Here is a 24,066-nt window from a genome sequence, read left to right on the forward strand (position 1 = left end):
GCGCCAGTCAGGAACTCTCGATAGATCCATTATCAGTTAAATCATAAGACCACTTGCCCTGGGTCAAGCGGCCGGCTGCAGGTAGCCCATTTTATCCAGGGCCTGGGCCAGCGCTTCGACGCGCGCTTCGGCCTGGTCCTCAGGGGTGCTGGCGAAGCCGATGAGCAGCGCCGGCGGCAAGACATGTTCGACGCAGTAGTCGCTCAGGGGATAGGTATGAATGCCATGCTCGCCAAGTTCCCTGGCCAGGGCGTCGTCGTCGAGATGCGCGGGTAACCAGGCGATCAGGTGCATGCCGGCTTCCACCGGCGTGATCCTGAAGAAAGTCCCCAGCCGTTTCTGCAGGTGTTCGACCAGTGCCTGCTGGCGAGCCTGATACAGGGCGCGCATTCGACGAATATGGCCGAGAAAGTGGCCTTCGCGCATGAAGTCCGCCGTGACGGCCTGGAGCAGGGTGGGCGGGCTGCGATCCATGACCGCCCGCAGGGTGCAGAAGGGTTCGATCAGGGCGTTCGGCAGTATCACGTAACCCAGTCGTAGCGAGGGGAAGAGCACTTTACTGAAGGTTCCGGCGTAGATAACCCGGGCCCATTGGTCCATGGCATAGAGTGCCGGCAGGGGACGGCCGTTGTAGCGGAATTCGCTGTCGCAGTCGTCCTCGATGATCCAGCTTTGATTCTGGGCGGCCCAGTCGATGAGTTCCTGGCGCCGCCCATAACTCATGGTGACGCCCAGGGGATGCTGGCGAGAGGGTGTGGTAAACACCAGGCGGGCGTCAGGACACAGGACCAGGCCTTGCCGGACATCGATCCCCTGTTCGTCGATACGCAACGGCACGACCTGACCACCCTGGGCCTGGAGCGCAATTCGTGCCGCGATATGCCCCGGATCCTCCATCCAGAAGCTGTCCTGCGGATTGAGCAACAGCATGCCCAGCAGGTTGAAGGCTTGCTGGGCGCCGGACACGATGACCACCTGATCGGCACTGCAATCAATGCCACGGGCATCGAAGACGTACTCGGCAATCGCCTCGCGCAGGGCCAGCAAACCTTGCAGTTCGCCATAGCCGAGCATGGCCTTGGTCGGCTTGTGCAGATGACGATTCAACAGCCGTTTCCAGACCGATTGCGGGAACGCATCGTAGGCGCTGTGGCTGGGCAGGAACGAGGTCGGGCTGCCGGTCGCCCAGTCGGCATAGGAAACACCGCGGAAATGATCGCTGCGCAACGACAGCATGGACTGGCTCAGGTCGGACAGGCGAGGAGGCTGGCGCTTGTGCTCATCATCCTCGATACCACGGCTTTCCCATTCATGGCCGACGTAAGTCCCGGCCCCGGTCCGCGACGTGAGAAAACCTTCGGCTATCAGTTGGTCGAACGCATTGAGAATGCTGATTCGCGATAGCTGCAGCTCCTTGCTCAGGGTTCGGGTGGATGGCAGGCGCACGCCACCCTGAATCCTGCCGCTGAGAATCTGTTTGCGAATCTGCAAGTAGAGTTGGCGGTACAAGGGGATGGAGCTGGTACGGTCCAGTTCGATACCTGACAACAGCAAACCTGCGGAGGATTTCATTTTTGGTTCGTCTGGATGAAGTGTGGTTTGGCCTGAATTGCCATCAGGCACCCGGGGGCGAAAGGGTATCGAGGGGTGCTGGATAAGTCATCCACCACAGCGTCACAATAATATGGCTGCTGAGTACGGCATTGCACTAACCGGTCTTGTCATGGTCCATACACCCCGCATGACCTTCGGCGGTCGAACCGACCGGCCCCGCATCGATAACTTGATCAAGGACAGCGAAAGCATGATCGCCGCCAAATAATCAGCAAGCCCTCCACCCGGTTCCGTGAATCGGGCCTCGCCGTACGTTTATCCCTCAATCCCGCTCGAAGATTTAACCCATGTACCTACGCAAAATTGCAGTTGGGCTGTCGGCCCTTGTTTTGCTCTCGCCTGGGGCGCAAGCCCGCAGTCTGCTGGATCTGCTCAAGCCGCCCACCGCGCAACATGAACAAACTTCCCGTTCGGGCTCGATCGGCCAGAACGCGGCCCTGGACCTCTATTCAAACAAACAGAAACAGGCATCGTTTGACGGCTGCGCAGAACTGTTCCCGGCAGCGAAACCGATCAACACGGCCACAGTGCCTGCTTCCATGAAACCCATGGCACTGTGTTCCGACAACTTCGCGGTGCTGTACTCGCAAACCAGCAAGACCCCGCTGGTGGTTGTCGAACGCCTGAATGCGGCCCAGTTGCAGGATGCCAAAGGGGAGGAGCGCACCAACCAGTTCTACCCGGACCCACGCATTCCCAAGAGTGGGCGCGCCGAGTTGAGCGACTACCGCAGCCAGCACCCGGCTGTGGACCGTGGCCATCAATCCCCGGCAGCCGATGCACCGAATCCCAATGCGATGGCCCAATCCTTTGCGCTGTCGAACATGGTCCCGCAGGACCCGACCAACAACCGCAAGATCTGGAGCAAGGTCGAGTCTGACGTCCGCAAGTTTGCCAAGCGCGCCGATGGCAACGTGTTTGTCTTTACCGGCCCGCTCTTTGACCCGGGGCACTCGACCATCGGCGACAACCAGGTCTGGGTACCGACCCGTCTGTTCAAGTTGGTGTACGACGCATCGTCTCAACGTGCCTGGGCCTACGTGCTGCCTAACGCGCAAACCCGTATCGAGAAGCCGATGGACTATGAGACGTTCGTGAAGAGTACCGGGCTCAAGCTGCTCGGGAATCTGCCTGTGACAGGTTCCGCCGGGCGCACCTGATGGCTTGATGAACGGCACCCCAAAGGTTGGAGGCAAGCGATGGGGTGTTGCATTCACCGATAAAATATCGGCAAGGGGTAACAGATTATAAAAATGGACTATACCCAATAGGGCAATCGCTCCGGACCCGGGACATGAAGCCCTTAAGGTGCTCGTCCCTGGAACTTCAACGTCAAGCAGACCGAGAGATTCTGGATATGAACGCTTTGAAAATCGCTGCCAGCGATGCGGTCCGGGAGTGTTTTGATAATCCCCGTGAAATCGTCCGGTTCGACCAGACGGACTTTACCGATGTCGCTGTCGCCGTGCTCTGCGTTGATGACTTGGCCGCTGGGGTGCTGGATGCCATCAAGCGCACCGGCTTCGACATTCCGATCTTCCTGGTGGCCTCTCAGGGCCGCAGCAATCGCTCCCTGGCGATCTACAAGCAACTGCAGGATGTCATCTTGCAGGTCAATGGAGTCTTCGACTTATCCAGCAATAATGCCGAATACCACGGCAACCAACTGGAGACCGCCGCCAAGGCTTACGAAGCAAGCCTGCTGCCGCCGTTCTTCGACTCGCTCAAACACTACACCGAGGCGGCCAACGCCACCTTTGCCTGCCCCGGCCACCAGGGCGGCCAGTTCTTTCGCAAGCACCCGGCGGGGCGGCAGTTCTTCGACTTCTTCGGCGAGACGCTGTTTCGCGCCGACATGTGCAACGCCGACGTCAAGCTCGGTGACCTGCTGATCCACGAAGGCCCGGCGCTGCTGGCGCAGAAGCACGCCGCGCAAGTGTTCAATGCGGACAAGACCTACTTCGTGCTCAACGGCACCTCGGCCTCGAACAAGGTGGTGACCAACGCCCTGTTGACCCCCGGTGACCTGGTGCTGTTCGACCGCAACAACCACAAGTCCAATCACCAGGGTGCGCTGCTGCAGGCCGGTGCCACGCCGGTGTACCTGGAAACCGCGCGCAACCCTTACGGCTTCATCGGCGGCATCGACGCCCACTGTTTCGAAGAGGACTACCTGCGCGAACTGATCGCCGAGGTCGCCCCGGACAAGGCGCAACTGCCGCGGCCGTTCCGCCTGGCGATCATTCAGCTGGGCACCTACGACGGCACCATCTACAACGCCCGGCAAGTGGTCGACCGCATCGGCAAGCTGTGTGACTACATCCTGTTCGACTCGGCGTGGGTCGGCTACGAGCAGTTCATCCCGATGATGAAGGACTGCTCGCCACTGTTGCTCGACCTCGACGAGAACGCCCCGGGCATCTTCGTCACCCAGTCGGTGCACAAGCAGCAGGCCGGTTTTTCCCAGGCCTCCCAGGTGCACAAGAAGGACCGCCACATCAAAGGCCAGGCGCGCTATTGCAACCATCACCGGCTCAACAACGCGTTCATGGCCCAGGCCTCCACCAGCCCGTTCTACCCGCTGTTCGCCTCGCTGGATGTCAACGCGCGCATCCATTCCGGGCGCAGCGGCCTGCGCCTGTGGGAAGACTGCGTGAAGTTCGGCATCGAGGCGCGCAAGCTGATCCTCGAAGCCTGCACCATGGTCCGCCCGTTCGTGCCGCACAGCATTGAAGGGCGCGCCTGGGAAGACTATCCGACGGAAGAAATCGCCAACGACATCCGCTTCTTCGAGTTCCATCCCAAGGACCGCTGGCATGCCTTTGCCGGCTACGCCGAGAAGCAGTACTTCATCGACCCGTGCAAGTTGCTGTTCACCACGCCGGGCATCGACCCGGTGGACGGCAGCTACACCGACTTCGGCATTCACGCCGGCATCCTGGCCAACTTCCTGCGCGAGAACGGCATCGTCCCGGAAAAATGCGACCTCAACTCGATCCTGTTCCTGCTCACCCCGGCCGAAGACTGGGCGAAGATGACCCACCTGGCGGCGCAGATCGCCCGCTTCGAACGCTTCATCAGCGATGACGCGCCGATGAGCCGGGTGCTGCCGGCCATCTACGCGCAGCATCAGGAACGCTATCGCAACTACACCATTCGCCAGCTCTGCCAGGAAATGCACGACCTGTATCGCCATCACAATGTGCAGCAGTTGCAGAAGGACATGTTCCGCAAGGAACACTTCCCGAAAAAGGCCATGAACCCGCAGCAAGCGCAGATCGAGTACATCCGCGGCAACGTCGAACTGGTGGCGCTGGCGGATGCCGACGGGCGCATTGCCGCCGAGGGCGCGCTGCCTTATCCGCCGGGCGTCTTGTGCGTGGTGCCGGGGGAAATCTGGGGCGGCGCGGTGCTCAAGTACTTCCTGGCCCTGGAAGAAGGCATCAACCGTTTGCCCGGTTTCACGCCGGAGTTGCAGGGGGTGTACCTCAAGCAGGAAGGCGGTCGTACCCGGGCGTACGGGTACGTGATCAAGGTCTGATGCTGCACGGGTCAGAAGCGTCCAACCTGCAAGGTTCATGTGGTCAAGCAGTAAGCGTTAGCCCCTGTCCGGCTGCGTGCTGTACGTCGCCAGACCCAGGTTCAAAACTCTGCAAAAGGCAAGGAGTTTGCGATGGCTGATTCAAGCAAGAAAATGGGCCTGATGGGGCTCACGACGCTGGTAACGGTCAACATGATGGGCTCTGGCATCATCATGTTGCCCACCAACATGGCTCAACTGGGTGCCGTCTCGCTGCTGTCATGGATCTTCACCGCGATCGGTTCGATGGCCATCGCCTACTGCTTTGCCCAGTGCGGGGTCTTCTGCTCTCGCTCCGGCGGCTTGTCCGCCTATACCGAAGAGGCCCATTCAAAGTCGGGCTTTTTCCTCTGCTCGTACCTGTACTTCCTGTCCCTGGCCATCGCCAACGTGGCCGTGGCCATTTCGGCGGTGGGCTACATGACCGCCTTCGTGCCCTGGCTGGGTACCGGTGCCATCCCATTGTGCGTCGGCACGATCGGGCTGATCTGGCTGACCACCTTCGCCAACTTCGGTGGCCCTGGCATCACCGGCAAGATCGGTGCGTTCACGGTGTGGGGCGTGATCATTCCGGTAGCGGGCCTGAGCATCATCGGCTGGTTCTGGTTCAAGCCCGATGTGCTGGCCGCAGCCTGGAACCCCAACAGCCTGCCAATTTCCGAAGCCATCAGCAAAGCCATACCCCTGACCCTGTGGGCCTTCCTGGGCATGGAGTCGGCGGCCCAGGCCACCGACGCCGTGGAGAACCCCAAACGCAACGTGCCGTTGGCCTGCCTGTTCGGTACTCTGGGTGCAGCTGTGGTCTATGTGCTGTCGACCACCGTCATCCAGGGCATCATTCCCAACGCTGAGTTGGCCAAGTCCTCGGCCCCCTTCGCGCTGGTCTACGCCACGATATTCAGCCCGATGGTCGGCAATATCGTCATGGCCCTGGCAGTCATGGCCTGTGTCGGCTCGCTGCTGGGCTGGCAATTTACCCTGGCACAAACGGCGAAGATGACGGCTGACCAGAACCTGTTCCTCAAGCTGTTCAGCAAGGTCAACTCCATGAATGCGCCCGTCGTCGGCATGATCGTCTGCGGCGTGCTGCAGACCCTCATGGCCCTGTCGACCATCTCGCCCGATGCCGCTGCCCAGTTCAGCAAGCTGGTCAGCCTCGCGGCGGTCACCAACCTCATCCCCTATATCACTGCGCTGACGGGCCTGCTGGTAATCATGCACAAGGCCGGGGTCTCGTCAGCGATCCACACGCGTAACGTGGTGGTCTTGCTGATTGCAGTCACGTACTCCTTGTACGCCCTGTATGCCTGCGGCAAGGATGCAGTGATGGGCGGCACCCTGGTGCTCGCTTTCGGCTACCTGCTCTATGGATTCCTCGCCAAGCGCTTCACCGAAGCGCCAGCGGCCAACCAGGCCAGGGCCGCAAACCCTTAGGCGTGGCCAACAGGACTGCACAGACATCTGCATACGGGGAAACCGGACATGAACGTACCATTTGCCACAACCACCAGACTGCTGCTTGCCTTCGCACTCTCGACGCTGCCGCTAGTGGCGGGCGCCAACACCCTTGAACGCGTGCGCAGCAGCCACACCTTTACCCTGGGCTACTTGCCAGACCTGGCGCCCTTCAGCAAGCAGGAAGGCGACAAGGCCAGCGGTTATGCCATCGACCTGTGCCTGAAAATCGCCGACAAGCTCAAGAGCGAACTGGGTCTGCCCGACCTGCAAGTGCACTACCTGCCGGTCACGGTTGCGGACCAGATCAGTGCCGTCAGCCAGGGCAAGGTGGATATCCTCTGCACGCCGACTGCGCCTACCCTGGAACGGCGCAAGATGATCAGCTACTCCATACCGGTCTACACCGCCGGGCTCTCGGTCGTGGTACGCAACGATGCTCGCGAATCACTGCTCAATGTGCTCAATGGCAAGGTCGCCAATACCGGCCCGACCTGGCGTGCCAGCATTAACAACGGTCTGGCCAACCAAACCTACGCGACCCTGGAGGGGGGTGTGACCGAAGACTGGATTCGCGAGCAGATGCGCCTGCTCAACGTGATCGCTACGCTGGTGACCGTGGCCAGCAACGACGAGGGCGTCAAACTGGTCGCCGAGGGCAAGGCCGATGCCTTCTTCTCCGAACGCATGCTGCTGCGCAACGAAGTCGCCAAGGAGGGCGCGGCCAAGAACCTGATGCTCCTGGACCGAATCTTCGAGTACTCGCCAGTGGCGATGATCGTCGATCGCAACGACGAAGACTTTCGCTTGCTGGTCGATATGGCCCTGAGTGAAGCCTATTACTCGGGCTTCATAGAAAAGGCCTACGACCAGTACCTGGGCGGAACCAACGCTACCGTGAAAAAACTGTTCAGGGTCTATGCATTGCCCTGATGCCATCGTGAATCAAAGGCCGCCTGCGGGCGGCCTTTTTCATATGCCTGTTCGGCCGAGCTGCAGCCGTCAACTCCGAGCGTCAGATATTGAACTGTAGCCGCCCGAGGCTTGGCATCCGGACGGAGCGCTTCTGTCGACCACCCATTCAATTGAGACGATCGTTCCGGGTTGTGTATCGGAATGATATGTATTTACTTACAAAAGATAATCGTTATTATTCGCGCGATAATTCATCCAAAGGTGTCCATGGTGGCTCGATCGCGCATTTACCCAGCCTCTCTGTCGTTGCTGGGCGTTCTGGTTGTACCTGATCTACAGGCAGAAACGGAGTCTGCTCTAACCCTACCGGCAACCGCTGTGAACAGTGAGTACAACGAGCTGAGCTACATGCCGACCGAGAGCAGGAGCGCACTGAAGATCGATGCGCCGCTGCGTGATATCCCGCAAACCGTCAACGTGGTTCCCCAGAGCGTCATCAAGGATCAGGGGGCGCGGTCGATGGAGGACGTACTCAAGAACGTCCCCGGTATCGGTCTGTCCAATGGTGACGGTCAGCGCGATCAGGTCACCATCCGTGGTTTCAGTGCCATTGGCGACATGTATGTCGATGGCATTCGCGACGATGCGCTGTACTTCCGGGATCTTTCCAATGTCGAGCGGGTGGAAGTGATCAAGGGGCCGGCTGCGGTGCTCTATGGCCGAGGTTCTTCGGGGGGGCTGATCAACAGCATCAGCAAGGCACCCAACTTCGCACCCAGGCAGGAGGTCGGCGTCAGTGTCGACAGCGAGGGCGAAAAACGCACTCAGTTCGATGCCGGTTGGGCCGATCAGCAGCACGGCGATAAAGCCTTTCGTGTGACTGGCGCGCTGGAGAACAGTGATACCTTCCGGGATGATGGCTACACCGACCGCAAGGCCATCGCACCTTCGGCCTACTTCAAGCTCTCGGATGATCTGGATCTGAACCTGGGCGCTACCTATCTGTATGACAAGCGTCTGATCGACTTCGGCATCCCGGCATTCGGCGACCGTCCGGTCGATGTGGACCGCGAAAAGCGCTTCGGTGCCGCCGACCCGGATGATGACTACACCCGCAGCGAGGTGTTCTCGTTCACGGCGGGTGTCGACTACCGGATCAACGACGCTTTCAGCCTGAGCAATACCAGTCGTTACTACCACTACGATCTGGATCGCAACAACACGCTTGCTGACTCCAGCCCGACACGTTTCGTCACTGCTCCCGATGGTGAACTGCTGGTGAAACTCAATCGCGGCAACGTACAGCGCAAGGAAGACGGCTGGTTCAACCAGACCGAACTCAAGCAGCGCGCCGTGCTCGCCGGGATGAACCATAACCTGCTTTATGGTGTTGAGCTGGGGCGTCAGGTGAAGGACCAGTCCGTTTTCAACCAATCCAACGTGGCCAGGGTGCCGGTGTACCGCGATGCCTTGGTCGATGTGCCGTTCCAGGCCAACCGGCAAACTGCCAAGGGCACCAATACCCAGGACACCGCCGGATTCTACGTGCAGGACCTGATCGAGCTGGCGCCGCAGTGGAAGGCTCTGCTGGGTGTGCGTTATGACGTGTTCGACCAGGAATACGCCGATGACCTGACGCACAGCGAGCTGTCCCGCACCGATACGACCTGGAGCCCGCGAGTCGGCCTGGTCTACCAGCCTGATCAAGTGCAGTCCTATTACGTGTCGGTGAGCCGTTCCTACCAACCCTCCGCCGAGATGTTCGCCCTGAGTACGACGAACCAGGATCTTGAGCCAGAGGAGACCACCAACTTCGAGATCGGTGGCAAGTGGGACCTGCTCGACAATCGCCTGGCGTTGACGGCGGCGCTGTTCCGCCTGGAACGCACCAATATGAAAACCAGCGATCCGGCGAACCCGACCAAACTGGTGCTTGCGGGGGAGCAGCGCACCGATGGCCTTGAGCTGACCGCCAGCGGGCAGTTGAGTGACAAATGGCAGGTCTATGCCGGTTACGCCTTTCTGGATGCCGAGATCACCAAGTCCAACAGCTTTACCAACGGTGTCGCCAACGAAGGCCAGGTACCCACCTTGACGCCGCGCCACAGCGCCAACCTGTGGCTGGTGCGTTCGCTGACGCAAACCTGGCGTGTGGGCATGGGGGCCAACTATGTCGATGACCGCTATACCGCGCTGGATAACAATGTGGTCATGCCGGCTTACACAACCGTGGATGCCGCGCTGCTGTACAACGAGCCGAAATGGGACATGGCCCTGCGGCTGCGTAACGTTTTCGACAAGGACTATTACGCTTCGGCGCATGGTTCAGTGGATCTGATCACACCCGGTGCTCCACGGACGCTGGAGCTGAGCACCAACTATCGCTTCTGAGTCCAGACCTTTAGAACAGACGCCCGGCATTGTCGGGCGTCTGTTTGGGGGGGATTGCCCCAGAAGGGATAGTCAGTTTCTCAGGAGGGGCGCTTTCAAAAAGCGCTGTTCATGATCAGGATCCGGCAACAGGCAGGTGTCGTATTTCCCGAAAAGCCGGTAACGATTAATCGCAATGCGGTCGTATGCCCAATCTCGAAGCTTGCGTGGGAAGATGCGCAACAGGTTCACAGGGCGCCAGGGTGCGGGCAACCGGGCGATGATTTCGAAAAAAGCTTGCGAACGCTCCCAGTAGTGTCGGTCGCGGATCACCGCCATGGTGTGGAATTGATCCAGGGGCAAACCTGCCCATGCGAGCAGAGCCTGCCCCTCGGGTGACTGAACCGCCGCCAACCGCAGGCGTCGCTGGCGGTCGTGGCGGATCAAGAACCTCACCCAGCCATTGCATAGCTTGCAGACACCGTCGAACAAGACCACCGTCTCTCCTGGTTGGAGCAGCGGCGCGGGTGAGGGGCGGGTTAGCGAGACTGGCATTGGGGAGCGCTACACCGATCAGCTGTTGGTGTGATCAGTCGCCTTGGCCTTGGCCTTGCTTTGAGCGACAGCGGCTTCAGCCTTCTGCTTCTGTGCAACCTGGAAGGCTTCCATCGAGACTTTCCGGGCCGACTCCATGCGTGCGAAGGTCTTGTCACCGCCACCTGTGGCCATCGCCAGGGAAGAGGCGGTCAGAGCGGCGATTACGAAGAGAGCTTTCATGGATTTCATTTGGGTATCCTCAAGTGACATTTTGTAAACAGCTAAAAGCGGGATTCATTTACTGAAGCTGAACGTCCTTGTTCACGCTGGCCTCACCAGCCAGCCAGGGCAGCGTTGCCCATTGTCCAGGTGCCTTGCTCCCTGCGCGCTTGGGTTTCTCTGCTTTTTGCCCAGGCAGTGAGCAGTACCATCGCCCCGAATCCACCGACGATCAGTACCGGATAGGCTGCCAGCAACTCCACCAGCGAATACTTCCAGGCCAGCGGACGACCCACACCCAGCATGGCGGCATAGAACCACGACACGGCAGAGAGGGCGCCGGAGAACAGCGCGAGCATGCGCAGGCTGAAGGAAAGGTTGAGTAATGAACCGGTTTTTTTCAGCGCCGGCAAGACAGCGCTATGCAACAGGAAGCCGTTGAAGGTCAACAGCACAACGATGCCGATTTTGGCCTGCAATTTTGGATTGAGGAAATATTCCATTCCCTTGCCGGCATAATCGATTCCGACAATACCAATGCCCGTAATCCAAAGCGCTACAAGTGCAAGCGATACGGTTTTTTGAAGGCTTTCCATGTGCGCGTCATCGTGGTGACCTGACGCATCCCCCTTCAGGAGTTGCTTGACCATTGCAATGTCACTGGTCAAGACCAGCCCGATTGCCACACAGCAGGCGATAAGATGAAAATATACAACGCCTAAACGCACATATTCCACGGTGGACGAAGAGAACATACTAAGTTCCATGGTTACCTCTTGGTTTCAATAGTGAATCAATAGTGCACTCGGCACGGCTTAATTAGAGTTTGCCGTTGCTGACTGCCACTTAGATCCAGCCATTGTTATCAATTAATCTTGCGACATTACGTCATCAAGATAATAGTGAATTTCGCGAATGAACTTTTAGTCATTCGAACATGTCCATTTTCAGGTAACAAAAAACCTCAATCGCACTGAGCGCAGAGAAGGTTTAACTTCCACTTCTGGGGGGGGAGCAAACGAGGCCCGGAACTCTGTCGGTGAGTTGATCAGGCAATGCTGGTTGGGTCGGCGGGGCTTCCACCCCATTCGAGGAAACGGATCTTGTGAACCTCACCCTCGCTGTCTTCGTAGACCAGGGTCACCGGTACCACGCCGGTCTTGTCGGATGTATCGGTGCGCTGCAGTACCCGTTTCACATCGATGTCCATTCCGTAGTGGTATTCGACGGCTGAGACATGCGCGCCGGGCTCTTGCAGGCTGTTCTGATCGAAGACACTGGGTGCGAGACTGGAAATCACTGCACTGACAATTGTGGCCATACTCATAAGGCTGTACCTCTGCTGAAGTTCGCTTGACGGGGACCTAATGTGACACGTTGAGAAGGTGAAGTTCACTTCACCGCGACGAACGCGCCCGCCTGAAAAGCCTGTAGTGGCTGCAAACTCCCGGCAATTCCCCGCGCTTGACGGCTCTCGACCATTCGTCCTTTAACCCTCGTATTTGTTGGGTAAAGTCCATTTTTTGCGAGAGGTCATGACATGTCATGACGGATTTTTACGCAAGGTGAACCCGTGTTTTCAATTCAATCGGCTGAGTCCTGGCGAACGCGAACGCCTGCATTACCCAAGTCCATCTGGTACTGGAAAAACAACAGCTGGCCGAACAGGTTCTGGCGCAACCCGCCCCCAATTGATCGGGGGAGAAATGTCGGGTATTGGTATTCGCCATTTGAGAATGTCCGTGGATTTATGCTGACCTTTTTAGACTTTCCTTACAGGCGGTGATGCCTGCATCGTGCTAGCCACGCAAGGTGTGTCGAGTACCCGCCGAAGAGGCGCGGGCTACTCGTTGCGCACGCTCTCATGTTCGTATGTACCAGGGACGCTGTATGCGCAGCACCAACCGGTCGATCTGCGGCACCAGCAGGTTGGCGGCTAGCACGGCGAAGCACAGACCATCGGCATAAAGCCCGAATTCGCGAATCAATTCAGTCAACGCGCCAATGGCCGCGCCGAAGAGGATGCGACCGGCGCGTGTATCGGGACTGGTGACCGGATCGGTGGCGATGAAGAAGGCAGTGAAGAGATAGCCGCCGAGACTGAGGCTGTACAGGCTTTCCTGTAGGCTATGGCCGGCTGCCATGCACAACAATGCTGTACTCGCGAGCATCGCCAGCGGAATCTCGATTCGGATCACCCGCAGGGCTGCCAGTAGCAAACCGCCGGCGATGTAGCCGTACCCTGACAGATTGGGGGTGATCAGTGTGAACTGGTTCTTGGCCAACTGAGTGGCGCCGGCGAACGCATCGAGGTCAAGGCGTGGCGCCAGCTGCAACTGTTGTAGAAGAACCGCCTTGGCGTCCAGGGTGAGAGTCCAGGGGGCATAGTTCGAAGGGGCAGGGTACAACTGCTGGTAGAAGCAGATAGCGATGATCCCCAGGCCAACCATGGCGGGGTTGAGGCGGTTGCGACCCAGGCCTCCACTGCCGTGTTTACACAGTGCGAGCGCGGCAAAGCTGGCCAGGGCGATCATCCACAGCGGCACCAGCAGCGGCAATGCCCGAGCCAGTATCAGGCCTAGCACCAGCCAGCTCAGGTCGCTCAAACCTTCGCGAACATTACGTCCGCGCAGGCGCAGCAGGCCGGCTTCGAAGCCCAGGGCGAGCAGTACGCACCAGAAGGTCTGCAGCCAGACCACGATGCCAAATTGCCAGGCGTACAGGGCGGTGCCCGGCAGGAGACACAGGCTGACCAGCAGCATTATTGTGCGCAGTTGTCGGTGCGCGGTAGAACGGAGTATGAGGCTCATGCACGTAGCTCCGTCTTGCTCTGGCGGAAACGTTCGCGCAGCGGCAGATTGCTCGGGCAGGTGCTGCTGCAGCTGCCGCATTCGATACAGGCATCCAATCGCAGTTCCTGCAGGCTGGCCTTGTCAAGGCGTTCGGCAGCAGCGTAGAGATCCAGCGGTCTGAGCGACATCGGGCAGACATCCACGCAGCGCGTACAGCGAATGCAACTGCCTGCGGGCTGAGGTGCCGGCAAGTAGCGCTCGGCGCCGAATATCAGGCAACTACTGGTCTTGCTGATGACGGCAGTGGGGTCCGGTAACGGCTGTCCCATCATCGGCCCGCCGACCTGGGTCAACTGGCCTTCGGGGGCCGCGCCAGCAACTGCGCGCAGTGCGCTGACCGGGTAACCCACCGGCACCAGGACATTCCCGGGGCGCTCGCAGTCCCCGGTCAGCGTCAGCACGCGCCTTACCAGTGGTTCGCCGTGGAAGACGGCCCGGCCCAGTGCGTAGAGCGTCGCGACATTCAGCGCCAGTACGCCGATATCGGCGGGCAGGGTCCCGGGCGCCAGATTGCGGCCACTAAGGGCCTTGATCATCAACGGCTGCCCTCCTGCCGGGTAACGCGCTGGAAGCGGACATATCTCGACCCGGGTGCGCGCCTGGCGAGCGGCGGCGCGTAACGCAGTAATCGCCTCAGGTTTGTTGGTTTCGATACCGAAGCGCGTCAGTGTTGTTCCCATCAGGGTGGCGACATAGTCGGCGTACTCGATCAGCGCCTCGGCACGTTCGCGCATGAGACGGTCATCGCAGGTAAGGAAGGGCTCGCATTCGGCACCGTTGATCAGCAGAAGATCGGGCTGCCGGGCGCCGGCCAGCTTGAGGGCCGTCGGGAAACCCGCCCCGCCAAGACCGACTATGCCCATCTGCAATGCTCGTTCGACCAGCGCCTCGGGCGTTTGCGGTAGCCCCGGCACTGGCCGTTCGATCCACTCATCCAGACCATCTGCGTTCAAAATGACGGCCATGATCGGCCCGGCCGAGTCGGCCGCGAAGGCGAGATCAATGCGTTCCACGATGCCGGAGGTGCTGGCATGCACCCAAGGGGTGTTGTCATCGCCAATACCGATCACCTCGCCCTTGCGAACATGCTGTCCCGGCTGCACGCAAGGCTGGACGGACCGGCGACCGCGCTCAAGCGGAATCGCCAGCTGTATGTTTGCAATCGGGACCGAGGCAACCGGTGTGGCGTTGGATAATTCTTTGTAGCCCCTGAGCTCGATCCCTCCGTGCCAACTACGCTGTGAGGGAGAGGCGAAGGCCAGCAGGTTGCGCCAGAAGGGTTTCTGTTGCGTCTGACGCTGAGCGCGAACGCGGCTCTGTATGCGCTCGACGCTCTGCAACGAATGGTTAGACATTTTCTGTCCTCCAATTTTTGGGCAAAAAACACCCCTGTGCGCTAATGCACATAATGGTTTTTTTGCTTCCAGGACGTTGAGCGAAAAGGGAGGGGGACAATTGATCACCCCGCAACTCAGAGTGTCGAGTGGAGGTTTTGTTCGCTTTTTGACCAGCCTTGCTGATGAGCGGTAGGTCATCCCACGCGGGAGCGTGGGAACGATGTCAGGCCGTGATCGGGGCGGGTAGCGCCTAAGTGCGGGGCGTGCCGGGCGCTATTTCCGGTAATGCAGCTTTAATCTCTTGTAAGCAGTGGTGCCCGCAGTTTGGGTAGAAAAGCGCGCCGCGGCCTGGATCTGAGAGGTGTTGATTGATGCGCGCAAGCCTGCTGGTGATGCTGTTGACGCTGCTGTATGGCTGTGGCGAACGGGTCGAGCGCGTTTCCGGACCGACCATGGGGAGCACTTATTCGATCCAGTACGTACCCGCCGCGCAGACGCCCGACTCGCAGCGAGTAAAGGCCGAAGTCGAGACGATACTCGGGGCGCTCGACCAGCAGTTTTCCAACTGGCGCGGCGACTCCGTGGTTTCTCGCTTCAACGATCTGCCGGCCGGCGCCTGTCTGGCGTTGCCGGAAGATATGCATCGTTTGCTGGCGTACGGTGAGTTTCTGTTCCGCGAGAGTGGCGGGGCTTTCGACCTGACGGTGCAGCCATTGATGAACCTCTGGGGCTTCGGTCCGCAGTCTCGGGGGGAGCACCTGCCGGATGCTGGCGCGCTGGCACGGGAGCGGGCACGGGTAGGGCATCAGCACCTGCGCCTGGATGGCGAAAAGCTTTGCAAGGATGTGGCAGCGCAACTGGATTTCGACAGCATGGTCGCCGGCTATGCGGTGGATCGGGTCGGCGATAGGCTTTCGGCCCTGGGTATCCAGGCCTATCTGGTCGAGATCACCGGCGAACTCAAGGCGGTCGGCCGCAAGCCGGATGGCTCGCCCTGGCGCATCGCCCTGGAGGTGCCGAGCGGCGCAAGCGAGCAGCAAGTGGAGCGCGCCATTGCACTGGATGGCTACAGCGTTTCCACCTCCGGCGATTATCGCAATTATTTCGAGGAGGGTGGCCAGCGCTATTCGCACACCTTCGATCCACGTGTCGGCAGGCCGGTCAAGCACGCACTGGCGGCAGTGACGGTGGTCGACCCTTCGGGGCTGCATGCCGATGGCTTGTCTACGCTGTTGATGGTGCTCGGCCCGGAGGAAGGCTATGCCTTCGCCGAGCGACATGACCTCGCGGCCTATTTCATCATGCGCCAGGGGCAGGGTTTCGTTGCCCGGGCGACGCCGCGATTCGAGTCATTGTTTCCCGGGCAGGGCAAGACGAAGCAGTAGTTGAATGCGACTGTCCGCTTCTGGCCGATTGTGTTGAAAAAGTCGATATTGATATCCTCATCCGTTCTATTGGACTGGTTCTGGATAGATGCTCATGTTGACTGGCTTGAACCATTTTACGTTGGCGGTTGTGAACCTCTCTCGCAGTATCGAGTTTTATGTGGCTCTACCCGGCTTTAGATTGGCTGCCCGCTGGGAGACGGGGGCTTATCTTTCCCTCGGTGATCTCTGGCTTTGTCTGTCTTACGATGAGAGTCGTGCGGCGGAAAAACAGCCTGATTACACCCACTATGCGTTTTCGGTGGGGCAGGATGATTTTGAAGAAGTCACCGCTTACTTGCGGCTTCGTAACGTTATTGAATGGAAATCCAATTCGAGCGAAGGTAACTCGTTTTATTTTTCGGATCCCGATGGGCATCGGCTGGAAGTGCATGTAGGCAGCCTGGCTTCAAGGCTCGAGCAATGCCGGCGCCAGCCGTATGCAGGTATGGAGTTCTTTGACTGACCGTTTTCGTCCTCTGCGCAGCATTGATCAATGGTTGCGATAGCGTTCGGTCAAGGACTGCACGAGGGTGACGTAGGATTGCGTCTCGGCGTAGGGAGGCACCCCGTTGTACTCGACCACGGACGCTTCGCCGGCGTTGTAACCTGCCAACGCCAACACCTGGTTGCCGTTGAAGCGCTTGAGCAGCCAGGCCAGGTAGCGCACGCCGCCACGAATGTTCTGTCGTGCGTCGAACGGATCGTCCACGGCGAAGCGCTCGGCGGTGGCGGGCATCAACTGCATCAGCCCCTGGGCGCCGGCTTCGGAAATGGCGTTGGGGCGAAACGCCGATTCGGCATGTATCACTGCGCGGACCAGCGCCCGGTCGACACCATAATGACCCGAAGCGGCTTCGATCTCCCGCCGATAGGATTGGGTGTCCAGGCGCAGTGAGGTGACCTTGAAATCCTTCGGCGCCATGCACAGATAGCAGCCCTTGATGTAATAGAGCTCAAGGACATCGACCCGTGCGGAAATCCCGACGGGGCGCCGGCTCACATATTGACGAACACCCCTGTGGATGAAAGTGAACACCCGAACTCGCACCGCCCCTGGGCTGTCGTCCTGCACAAGCCGGGGCAGGGCCATTGCCTTGGCGCCGACACCGGCGCCCGCCATGCCATTGAGGCGAGTGCAGCGGGCGCTGGCGATGGCTTGGCTGGTGTAGCTGATGGCACCGTCCCTGGCTTGGCACTTGTACATGGCGCTGGCGCACAGTGGCGCGACCAGCAAGGTCAGCTCGATGCAGCCAAGAAGGCTCTTGCGAGCCCATTGCCATGCTCTGGAACTCATCACATCGCTCCGCGCCGCAGGCGCCGATCAGGCCTGGGGCGCCTGGCCCGGGCGCTGCCTTTGGAGGGCCTGTTCCGGGTGACCCGCCTTTTGTTCTGATAGTTATACCCCTTGTAACCGGCCTTGGAACTTGCATTGACGTACGGGCTGCCGGCGTTCCCAGGCGAGGCGCAGACCTGATTGCTCGCACGACGCGTCGTCCCGGCTTGCCAGGGCCGGGCGCAGGTCCGAACCTCTGGGCCGATGGCGCCTGTTGCCCGGATGCAAAATGGTCAACAGGCGCCAATGGCTATCGGCTGAAACGCTCGGCCAGGCTGTGCAGGTAATCGGCCATGACTTCAAGATCCTGGCTGATCGCCGCGCCTTGCTTGGCCTGCCCGGCGCTGTGATCGCACAGTTGGGCAATTCGCGTGATCTGTTGATTGATATCTTCAGCCACGTGACTTTGCTCTTCAGACGCCGAGGCCATCTGCTGGCTCATGCCGGTAATCCGGGTGACGGCCTGGCTGATGCCGACCAAAGCCGACTGCACCGCCTCGACACTTTGCATGCTTTCGCGGGAAATCTGCTCGCCACGATTGGCCGTTGATACGGCACGATCGGCACCGACATACAGTGAAGCGATGATGCCGTGGATCTGTTCGGTGGAGGTGCGGGTGCGTTGGGCAAGGGAACGCACCTCGTCGGCAACCACGGCAAAACCGCGTCCTTGCTCGCCGGCCCGGGCCGCCTCGATGGCCGCGTTGAGCGCCAGCAGGTTGGTCTGTTCGGCAATGGAGGTGATGACATCCACGACACTGCCGATCGATTGCGTTTCGCTCGCCAGTGCATTGACCGCCTGGCCAATCTCGTTGACTGCCTCGTGCATGGTCTTCATGGCGCTCAGGCTTTGCCGGGCCAGCTCACTGCCGTCACGGGTCAACTGGTCAGCTTCCGAGGCGGCATGTGCGGTGCTGATGACGTTTTGCGTGACTTCCTGAATGGTGGCGGCCATCTGTGAAATGGCGGCGGCAGACTGATCGGTTTCACTGCGCTGACGATCCAGCGACTGCGCCTGGGAACCTGAAAGCTCGGATGACTGCGCGGCCTTGGCCTTGACATTGACCCCGGCATCGACGAGCCGGCTCAGGGCAGTCTGCAGGCGCGCTTCCTCACTGACCATGGCCATGTCCAGTTGCCCCTGGGGACCGTGGTTATCGCTATAGGTGAGCGCGACCAGCGGATCGGAAAAGGCTTTCGGGTGTTCGGCCAGAGTGCGCTCGATGGCCCTGCGATTTCGGGATTCGATCAGGTACCAGGCAACCCCAAGGCTCGCGACCAGGACCCCTTGTGCCGCCGTTGTCGGTAGCCATTGACTACCCAGCAGTGAAACCCCGCCAGCCATCAATAATGGCCAGCCCTGTTGCAGTGGCCGGAAAATCCGCGCGCTCAGCGAAACGATCGGCTTGCCGGCCCGCATCCTGGAGTAGAGCACTGACGCCCGACGGACCTGGTCACGGCTGGGCACCGAGCGGACCGACTCATAACCACTCATGCGTCCGTTTTCATAGATGGGCGTGACATAGGCACTGACCCAATAGAAGTCACCATTCTTCGAGCGGTTTTTCACAATACCCATCCAGGGTTTGCCTTGCTTGATGGTGTGCCACATATGCATGAATACCCCGGGTGGCATGTCGGGGTGTCGAACCAGGTTATGGGTCTGACCAACCAGTTCGTCGTAGGTGAAACCGCTGATGGCTACAAAGGCGTCATTGCAGTAGGTGATGCGGCTATCCAGATCGGTCGTGGATATCAATCGCTGTTCGGTGGGGAATACTCTTTCATGCTCGGTTACGGGTAAATTCACACGCATACAACGCGACCCCTCGGATTATTATTATGTTGAGCATATAAATCGGAAATACGCCCAGGCATTGCGCCGGCCGGGCCAGGCGTCAGATCGGGGGGATTCAACGCGCGGGCCTGAAGAGGAATTTATGGACGGGGGAGGCTATCGACCCTTCATTCGACGACAATTTCTTTTCATTTCATGACAGTCGACGATATCAATGTGAAATCACTCGCGCCGTCGACTTGAGTGGGCCATGAGTTGCGAATGAGCGTCACGGTCAAGGCCGCGGAGGGAAACCTCGTTGGCCTGACGCCTGCCGGTTCGTTTTGTGTTTTCAGGCGGATGCGCCCACGCTTTCGGCGTTCTCCTGCGCCGCTACGTCATGCAGGGAAATCCTCGAGGTCTCCGGTAATGCCAGACCGCCCGCCAATGCGAGCAATGCAATCGCAATCAGGTAGAACGCCGGCGACAGGTTGCTGCCTGTGGTGCTGATCAGCCACGTCGCCACCAGCGGCGCGGTGCCGCCGAACAGGGTGTACGCCATGTTGTAGGTGATAGCCGACGCGGTGTACCGAGTACGGGTCGGGAAGGTTTCCGAAAGCAAGGCCGCGGTGACTACGCCACACAACACCGCGCCAACCGCCAGGAGCATGACGCCGACGATGGACGCTGCGAACGACCCGGAACTGGCCATCAGGAACGATGGATACACGACCACCATCAACAGCGCGCAAGCGGTCATCACCGTGACTCGGCGCCCGACCCGATCCGAATACAACCCGGCCAGCGGGCAGATCGCCGCGGCAAACAGCAATGCAATCAGTGACACCAGCAAGGCTGCTGCGCGACTCAGGCCACCGGCCACTTGCAGGTAGGTCGCGAAGTAGGTGGTGAACATATAAAACGAAAGTGCGGTGAGTGACACAAAAGCGCCCAGGCAACAGATCGCCGCACCATGGTTGCGCAAGGTTTCCTTGAGTGGGGAGTGTGCGACAGCATGTTCCTGAGTCACTGCCTGGAATGCCGGTGTCTCATCGAGCTTCCAGCGCAAGTAAAGCCCCACCAGGCCCAGGGGCGCGGCAATCAGGAACGGCAGGCGCCAGCCCCAGCTCCCCATGGCTTCGGCGGACAATGACGCCTCGAGCGCGTAGGCCACCACGGCGGCTGCGGCGAAGGCGGAAAATGTCGACACCGGAATGAAGCTGCCGTACCAGGCGCGTTTATCACTCGGTGCATGCTCCATCAGGTAGGCACAGGCACCTGCGTATTCTCCGCCGGCGGAAAAGCCCTGGGCGCAACGGATCAGGGACAGAAGGATCGGCGCCATGACCCCGATCGCCGCATAAGTGGGCAGCAGACCGATCAAGGTCGTGGCACCGGCCATCAGCAGGATGGTTATCGCGAGGGTGCGCTTGCGGCCGATCCTGTCGCCCAGCATGCCGAAGAAAATCCCGCCAAGGGGCCGGAACGCAAAGGCCACGGCGAATACCGCAAAGGTCTTGAGCAGCGCGGCACTGGCATCGCCGCTGGGGAAGAATTGCTGGGCGATGGTCGTGGCCAGAAAACCGTACACGGCAAAGTCGAACCACTCGACGAAATTGCCGATCCCTGCGGCCACAATCACTCTTCTCAGCGTCTGTGGGCTGACTTGTTCCATAGTTGCGCTCGTCATGCTTGACCTCGACAGTTCGTCAGTAAGCTATCGATTATCGGGGCAGGCACTGAGGTGGCTCACTTCAAAAGTGTCATCCACATAGTCAGTACCGACTTCATGCCGTTGAGTCAGGCATGATTCGCGCCAGATTGGCCGAGGGAGAGAAAAGGGCAATTTTTTGCAAATTTGAAAAGCGTCGAGGGTATTGTCGGTCGCAGGGATCAGATCAATCAGAAGGGATGAAGATGACATTGACTGCCGAAAGCCTGGTCAGGATCGCAATGGCCAATCCGCTAAACGCGGAAATTTCCGCTCGCTTGCCTGAGCTCGGTGTGAACCAATGCCTGCTCACGGCCGGCTGCCTGTTCCAGGCCGTCTGGAATCATCAGGCACAGCGACCGCCAGGGTGGGGCGTGAAGGATTACGACGTCTTTTATTTCGATGATGACCTGTCGTGGGACGCGGAGAATGAGGTCATCCAGTCAGGTCTGCGTCTGTTCCGGGACCTCGACGTGAACATTGAGATCAAGAATCAGGCCCGCGTCCACTTGTGGTACGGCCAGCGCTTTGGCGGGGATTATCCAAGGCTTCAGTCGGCTAAAGACGGGATTGACCGCTACCTGGTTGCCGGCACCTGCATTGGCCTGGATATCGAAACTGGCGAGGTCTATGCGCCCAACGGCCTGGGCGACACAGAGCACGGGCTACTTCGAATCAATCCAAAAAATCCCAAGCCAGACCTGTTCGATCAGAAGGCGAAAAGTTATCAGGCTCGCTGGCCCTGGCTCAGGATCGTGGAGCCGCAAAGTTGAATCGGTTAAATGTCTCAAGCTGATATCATTCAAGAATTACAGGTTGAGTAGAACAACATGAACCGTCAAAAGAAACTAAAACAGCTGTTCAAGGCTAAGGCCAAAAAAGCCAGTGCCAAACTGGCACCGAAGAGCAAGCCTAAATACATTTGTAAAGCGGACCGATTGAAGCTGGCTGCACAAACCAGTGACGAGTCAACCATCGCCTCTGAGAGCTGATTCAGGTCGGACTGCGAAATCGGGTGTTGCTTCACCACGAACCTAGCGGATACCGGCACCCGCCATGGACTCTGGCACCCACTGCGCCGTCGATAGCGGCTCGATGTAGCGGATGCCGCCATGGGGGCCCACCACGCCGTTGATGTTGTAGGTGCCTTTCGACAGGTCGTAAGTCATGAAAGGGGTGGCGTCCGGGACCTGCTGGTCGTAGCTCTGGCTGAAGAACGCGAAGGAGCCACGGTACAGCTGGCCACGGGTGTCGTACTGATCGGAGGCCACCGCGGCCCAGGTGTCTTCATCCAGGTAAAAGCGACGCTTCTGGTAGATGTGCTTCGCCCCTGGCTTGAGGTTGCCTTCCACGACGTAGACCCGGTGCTTTTCCCAGCGTACGAAGTCCGGGGCAACGAAGTTGGGCGTGGTCAGCGACTTGGCAGCGCGGGCGTAGGTGAGTTTGTACGTGTTGTAGGGCACGATCATTTCCTGCTTGCCCACCAGTGTCCAGTCATACAGTTCCAGCGCACGGGCAGTACCGGGGTTGGGGGTGTCGTAGGCCAGGATCGAGATCTGTTTGACCCGGCGCTGAGCAGGCATGTACTGCCAGGCGCGGCCAGGGAACTGCGTCGGGTTGGTGGCGTTCTTGAGCATGATCGACTCGCCGGCTCGGCGCGCAGGTCCGGTATAGGACAGTTTCAACTGATAGTAGATGTCGGAACTGTTGAACGGCTTCGACAGGTTCTCGTAGATCGGGAAGGAGATGAATGCCTCGCCGGTGACCGCAAGGCTCGGTACACCTGCCGTATCGACGCTCCAGGAGTCGTACTTGGAATGGATGTTGACGCCCTGGTAGCGCAGCAGGAAATTCCACATCGCTTCGGCGCCGGATTGCGGGATCGGGAAAGGCACCCCGGGCATCACATTGTCGATGGCGATCCCGCCGTTGAGAGACCTGGCGTTGGTGGCATTCTTGCGGCTGTTGTCCAGTATCGCCTGTGGCAGCGATGCCGTGCGGTGGGTCGGGTAGACGTCGATGCGAAAGTCGGGGTAGCGCTTGGCCAACGCCACTGTGGTGGCGGTCAGCATGCTTTTGTACGCGTCGACGTTCCTGCCGTTGATCACCAGCAACGGTTTTTCGCCCGCAAAGGGGTCCGGGCGCATGCTGTCGCCGGTCTTGAAGCTGGATGGGGCCGTGGTCAGACCACCGTTGTAGGGCGGAATGGAGCCGTCGGCATTACCGGCCTTTTCAGCGCCCACCCACGTCAGGCTGGTGCCCAGCCGAGTAGCTTCCTGGCTCGATACATAGGCTTGGGCATCGATGGCCAGCGCCATGAGGGGTACGGCAGCCAGAAGACTTTTCACGAATTTCATATTGTTATTCTCCTGCCTGGCGTACCAGGCAACTCGTGACTCAGGCGCAGCAGTCGCTTACGTCGACTCATCGCCAGAGACCTTTTCAGTACTGCCATTAGAAAGCCCCCGTATCAGGGGCGCTTTTCATTCGACGACAGCCCCTTGGCTATTCATGACAGGCCCGGACAGCCTCGGCGCGCATTCGATGGGGGGAGTGACCATCACTTGTTTGTATTTCTCAAAGGAATCATCGGGTTACTCAATGGTCACAGCTATGACCCTTCCATACTTCCGACGTTTAGGACGTTTTTATGAATCGCGCAGTAATCTTGATCGTGGCCATTTCCAGCGCCGTCTTGTTGGGAGGCTGCGGCCCGCATTGGGATGACGGAGAACGGTACGGCCGATATCACGATCATGACCATCGACGTGGTTACGACCAGCGAGGGGACGATGACCAAGGTTATGACCGTGACTATGATCGTCGTGGCTATGATCGTAGTGACTATGATCGCGATCACCGTCGCTACCGTGATCGCGATGACAACGACGACTGATACGTTAGCTTCGAGTGATGGAAGCCAGGTCTGGACAACACAG

Annotated in this window: 20 protein-coding genes and 2 pseudogenes; 10 read left to right on the top strand and 12 right to left on the bottom strand. The window is 59.4% G+C overall.

The window, feature by feature from the left end:
* Positions 1–63: 63 nt before the first annotated feature.
* Positions 64–1,572, bottom strand: a complete 1,509-nt coding sequence (gene pdxR / locus AC07W4_RS23040) for a MocR-like pyridoxine biosynthesis transcription factor PdxR (RefSeq protein WP_495034098.1) — start codon at positions 1,570–1,572, stop codon at positions 64–66.
* A gap of 329 nt (positions 1,573–1,901) precedes the next feature.
* Here pdxR and AC07W4_RS23045 point away from each other — a divergent pair, with 329 nt between their 5' ends.
* The 5 genes from AC07W4_RS23045 to AC07W4_RS23065 all read left to right on the top strand — a co-directional run bounded on the left by AC07W4_RS23045 (position 1,902) and on the right by AC07W4_RS23065 (position 9,955).
* Positions 1,902–2,774, top strand: a complete 873-nt coding sequence (locus AC07W4_RS23045) for a DNA/RNA non-specific endonuclease (RefSeq protein ID WP_495034099.1) — start codon at positions 1,902–1,904, stop codon at positions 2,772–2,774.
* Between the two features lie 197 nt (positions 2,775–2,971).
* The gene (speF, locus tag AC07W4_RS23050) at positions 2,972–5,155 is read left to right on the top strand and encodes an ornithine decarboxylase SpeF (protein WP_495034100.1); all 2,184 of its coding nucleotides are present in this window, start codon (positions 2,972–2,974) and stop codon (positions 5,153–5,155) included.
* A 132-nt stretch (positions 5,156–5,287) separates the two neighbouring features.
* Positions 5,288–6,628, top strand: a complete 1,341-nt coding sequence (gene potE / locus AC07W4_RS23055; protein ID WP_495034101.1) for a putrescine-ornithine antiporter — start codon at positions 5,288–5,290, stop codon at positions 6,626–6,628.
* 48 nt (positions 6,629–6,676) lie between these two features.
* Positions 6,677–7,582 (top strand): amino acid ABC transporter substrate-binding protein, encoded by a 906-nt coding sequence (locus AC07W4_RS23060; protein WP_495034102.1) that lies wholly within the window; start codon positions 6,677–6,679, stop codon positions 7,580–7,582.
* 249 nt (positions 7,583–7,831) lie between these two features.
* Positions 7,832–9,955: a TonB-dependent receptor gene (locus tag AC07W4_RS23065; RefSeq protein WP_008050988.1), complete on the top strand. Its 2,124-nt coding sequence runs from the start codon at positions 7,832–7,834 to the stop codon at positions 9,953–9,955.
* Positions 9,956–10,027: 72 nt separating this feature from the next.
* Here AC07W4_RS23065 and AC07W4_RS23070 read toward each other — a convergent pair whose 3' ends face one another.
* The 6 genes from AC07W4_RS23070 to rsxC form a co-directional block, all read right to left on the bottom strand.
* On the bottom strand, positions 10,028–10,489 hold the full coding sequence (locus AC07W4_RS23070) for a thiol-disulfide oxidoreductase DCC family protein (protein ID WP_495034103.1): 462 nt from the start codon (positions 10,487–10,489) through the stop codon (positions 10,028–10,030).
* Positions 10,490–10,507: 18 nt separating this feature from the next.
* Positions 10,508–10,720, bottom strand: a complete 213-nt coding sequence (locus AC07W4_RS23075; protein ID WP_495034104.1) for a co-regulatory protein PtrA N-terminal domain-containing protein — start codon at positions 10,718–10,720, stop codon at positions 10,508–10,510.
* Positions 10,721–10,803: 83 nt separating this feature from the next.
* Positions 10,804–11,457, bottom strand: a complete 654-nt coding sequence (locus AC07W4_RS23080; RefSeq protein ID WP_495034105.1) for a hypothetical protein — start codon at positions 11,455–11,457, stop codon at positions 10,804–10,806.
* 281 nt (positions 11,458–11,738) lie between these two features.
* Entirely contained in the window at positions 11,739–12,017 is a 279-nt protein-coding gene (locus AC07W4_RS23085; RefSeq protein WP_008047217.1) for a DUF2790 domain-containing protein, read from the bottom strand.
* 535 nt (positions 12,018–12,552) lie between these two features.
* The gene (locus AC07W4_RS23090; protein ID WP_495034106.1) at positions 12,553–13,500 is read right to left on the bottom strand and encodes an RnfABCDGE type electron transport complex subunit D; all 948 of its coding nucleotides are present in this window, start codon (positions 13,498–13,500) and stop codon (positions 12,553–12,555) included.
* The gene (gene rsxC, locus AC07W4_RS23095) at positions 13,497–14,897 is read right to left on the bottom strand and encodes an electron transport complex subunit RsxC (protein WP_495034107.1); all 1,401 of its coding nucleotides are present in this window, start codon (positions 14,895–14,897) and stop codon (positions 13,497–13,499) included. The genes AC07W4_RS23090 and rsxC overlap by 4 nt, the downstream gene beginning before the upstream one ends.
* A 353-nt stretch (positions 14,898–15,250) precedes the next feature.
* Between rsxC and AC07W4_RS23100 the strand changes: the two genes are divergently transcribed.
* Both AC07W4_RS23100 and fos read left to right on the top strand, forming a co-directional pair.
* Positions 15,251–16,264, top strand: coding sequence for an FAD:protein FMN transferase (locus tag AC07W4_RS23100; protein WP_495034108.1), 1,014 nt, complete (start codon positions 15,251–15,253; stop codon positions 16,262–16,264).
* Between the two features lie 94 nt (positions 16,265–16,358).
* Positions 16,359–16,769 (top strand): fosfomycin resistance glutathione transferase, encoded by a 411-nt coding sequence (gene fos / locus AC07W4_RS23105; RefSeq protein ID WP_495034109.1) that lies wholly within the window; start codon positions 16,359–16,361, stop codon positions 16,767–16,769.
* Between the two features lie 27 nt (positions 16,770–16,796).
* Here fos and AC07W4_RS23110 read toward each other — a convergent pair whose 3' ends face one another.
* From AC07W4_RS23110 to AC07W4_RS23125, 4 genes and pseudogenes are all read right to left on the bottom strand, one after another.
* Complete coding sequence (locus AC07W4_RS23110) at positions 16,797–17,600, bottom strand: lytic transglycosylase domain-containing protein (protein WP_495034110.1); 804 nt, start codon at positions 17,598–17,600, stop codon at positions 16,797–16,799.
* Between the two features lie 289 nt (positions 17,601–17,889).
* Positions 17,890–18,864, bottom strand: a pseudogene (locus AC07W4_RS23115) (methyl-accepting chemotaxis protein); the annotation flags it as partial.
* A 282-nt stretch (positions 18,865–19,146) separates the two neighbouring features.
* Positions 19,147–19,455, bottom strand: a pseudogene (locus AC07W4_RS23120) (PAS domain-containing protein); the annotation flags it as partial.
* 313 nt (positions 19,456–19,768) lie between these two features.
* Complete coding sequence (locus tag AC07W4_RS23125) at positions 19,769–21,106, bottom strand: MFS transporter (protein ID WP_495034111.1); 1,338 nt, start codon at positions 21,104–21,106, stop codon at positions 19,769–19,771.
* Between the two features lie 227 nt (positions 21,107–21,333).
* Here AC07W4_RS23125 and AC07W4_RS23130 point away from each other — a divergent pair, with 227 nt between their 5' ends.
* Together AC07W4_RS23130 and AC07W4_RS23135 are read left to right on the top strand one after the other, a co-directional pair.
* Positions 21,334–21,900: a nucleotidyltransferase family protein gene (locus tag AC07W4_RS23130; RefSeq protein WP_495034112.1), complete on the top strand. Its 567-nt coding sequence runs from the start codon at positions 21,334–21,336 to the stop codon at positions 21,898–21,900.
* Between the two features lie 57 nt (positions 21,901–21,957).
* A complete protein-coding gene (locus tag AC07W4_RS23135) occupies positions 21,958–22,119 on the top strand; it encodes a DUF2986 domain-containing protein (RefSeq protein ID WP_008053384.1) in 162 nt (53 codons plus the stop codon).
* 42 nt (positions 22,120–22,161) lie between these two features.
* On the opposite strand, the gene AC07W4_RS23140 is transcribed toward AC07W4_RS23135, so the two are convergent.
* Positions 22,162–23,484, bottom strand: coding sequence for a DUF1329 domain-containing protein (locus AC07W4_RS23140; RefSeq protein WP_008053400.1), 1,323 nt, complete (start codon positions 23,482–23,484; stop codon positions 22,162–22,164).
* Positions 23,485–23,777: 293 nt separating this feature from the next.
* Between AC07W4_RS23140 and AC07W4_RS23145 the strand changes: the two genes are divergently transcribed.
* A complete protein-coding gene (locus tag AC07W4_RS23145) occupies positions 23,778–24,023 on the top strand; it encodes a hypothetical protein (protein ID WP_150813170.1) in 246 nt (81 codons plus the stop codon).
* Positions 24,024–24,066: the final 43 nt, after the last annotated feature.

The sequence above is a fragment of the Pseudomonas sp. GW821-FHT02A08 genome, from assembly GCF_059422045.1.

What these genes read in the sequence shown, in the direction of transcription:
- potE (WP_495034101.1), top strand. Translation starts at nt 5,288, where the DNA reads ATGGCTGATTCAAGCAAGAAAATGGGCCTGATGGGGCTCACGACGCTG.
- pdxR (WP_495034098.1), bottom strand. Translation starts at nt 1,572, where the DNA reads ATGAAATCCTCCGCAGGTTTGCTGTTGTCAGGTATCGAACTGGACCGT.
- AC07W4_RS23110 (WP_495034110.1), bottom strand. Translation starts at nt 17,600, where the DNA reads ATGAGTTCCAGAGCATGGCAATGGGCTCGCAAGAGCCTTCTTGGCTGC.
- rsxC (WP_495034107.1), bottom strand. Translation starts at nt 14,897, where the DNA reads ATGTCTAACCATTCGTTGCAGAGCGTCGAGCGCATACAGAGCCGCGTT.
- speF (WP_495034100.1), top strand. Translation starts at nt 2,972, where the DNA reads ATGAACGCTTTGAAAATCGCTGCCAGCGATGCGGTCCGGGAGTGTTTT.
- AC07W4_RS23065 (WP_008050988.1), top strand. Translation starts at nt 7,832, where the DNA reads ATGGTGGCTCGATCGCGCATTTACCCAGCCTCTCTGTCGTTGCTGGGC.
- AC07W4_RS23045 (WP_495034099.1), top strand. Translation starts at nt 1,902, where the DNA reads ATGTACCTACGCAAAATTGCAGTTGGGCTGTCGGCCCTTGTTTTGCTC.
- AC07W4_RS23140 (WP_008053400.1), bottom strand. Translation starts at nt 23,484, where the DNA reads ATGAAATTCGTGAAAAGTCTTCTGGCTGCCGTACCCCTCATGGCGCTG.
- AC07W4_RS23080 (WP_495034105.1), bottom strand. Translation starts at nt 11,457, where the DNA reads ATGGAACTTAGTATGTTCTCTTCGTCCACCGTGGAATATGTGCGTTTA.
- AC07W4_RS23090 (WP_495034106.1), bottom strand. Translation starts at nt 13,500, where the DNA reads ATGAGCCTCATACTCCGTTCTACCGCGCACCGACAACTGCGCACAATA.
- AC07W4_RS23130 (WP_495034112.1), top strand. Translation starts at nt 21,334, where the DNA reads ATGACATTGACTGCCGAAAGCCTGGTCAGGATCGCAATGGCCAATCCG.
- AC07W4_RS23135 (WP_008053384.1), top strand. Translation starts at nt 21,958, where the DNA reads ATGAACCGTCAAAAGAAACTAAAACAGCTGTTCAAGGCTAAGGCCAAA.
- AC07W4_RS23100 (WP_495034108.1), top strand. Translation starts at nt 15,251, where the DNA reads ATGCGCGCAAGCCTGCTGGTGATGCTGTTGACGCTGCTGTATGGCTGT.
- AC07W4_RS23060 (WP_495034102.1), top strand. Translation starts at nt 6,677, where the DNA reads ATGAACGTACCATTTGCCACAACCACCAGACTGCTGCTTGCCTTCGCA.
- fos (WP_495034109.1), top strand. Translation starts at nt 16,359, where the DNA reads ATGTTGACTGGCTTGAACCATTTTACGTTGGCGGTTGTGAACCTCTCT.
- AC07W4_RS23145 (WP_150813170.1), top strand. Translation starts at nt 23,778, where the DNA reads ATGAATCGCGCAGTAATCTTGATCGTGGCCATTTCCAGCGCCGTCTTG.
- AC07W4_RS23125 (WP_495034111.1), bottom strand. Translation starts at nt 21,106, where the DNA reads ATGACGAGCGCAACTATGGAACAAGTCAGCCCACAGACGCTGAGAAGA.
- AC07W4_RS23085 (WP_008047217.1), bottom strand. Translation starts at nt 12,017, where the DNA reads ATGAGTATGGCCACAATTGTCAGTGCAGTGATTTCCAGTCTCGCACCC.
- AC07W4_RS23075 (WP_495034104.1), bottom strand. Translation starts at nt 10,720, where the DNA reads ATGAAATCCATGAAAGCTCTCTTCGTAATCGCCGCTCTGACCGCCTCT.
- AC07W4_RS23070 (WP_495034103.1), bottom strand. Translation starts at nt 10,489, where the DNA reads ATGCCAGTCTCGCTAACCCGCCCCTCACCCGCGCCGCTGCTCCAACCA.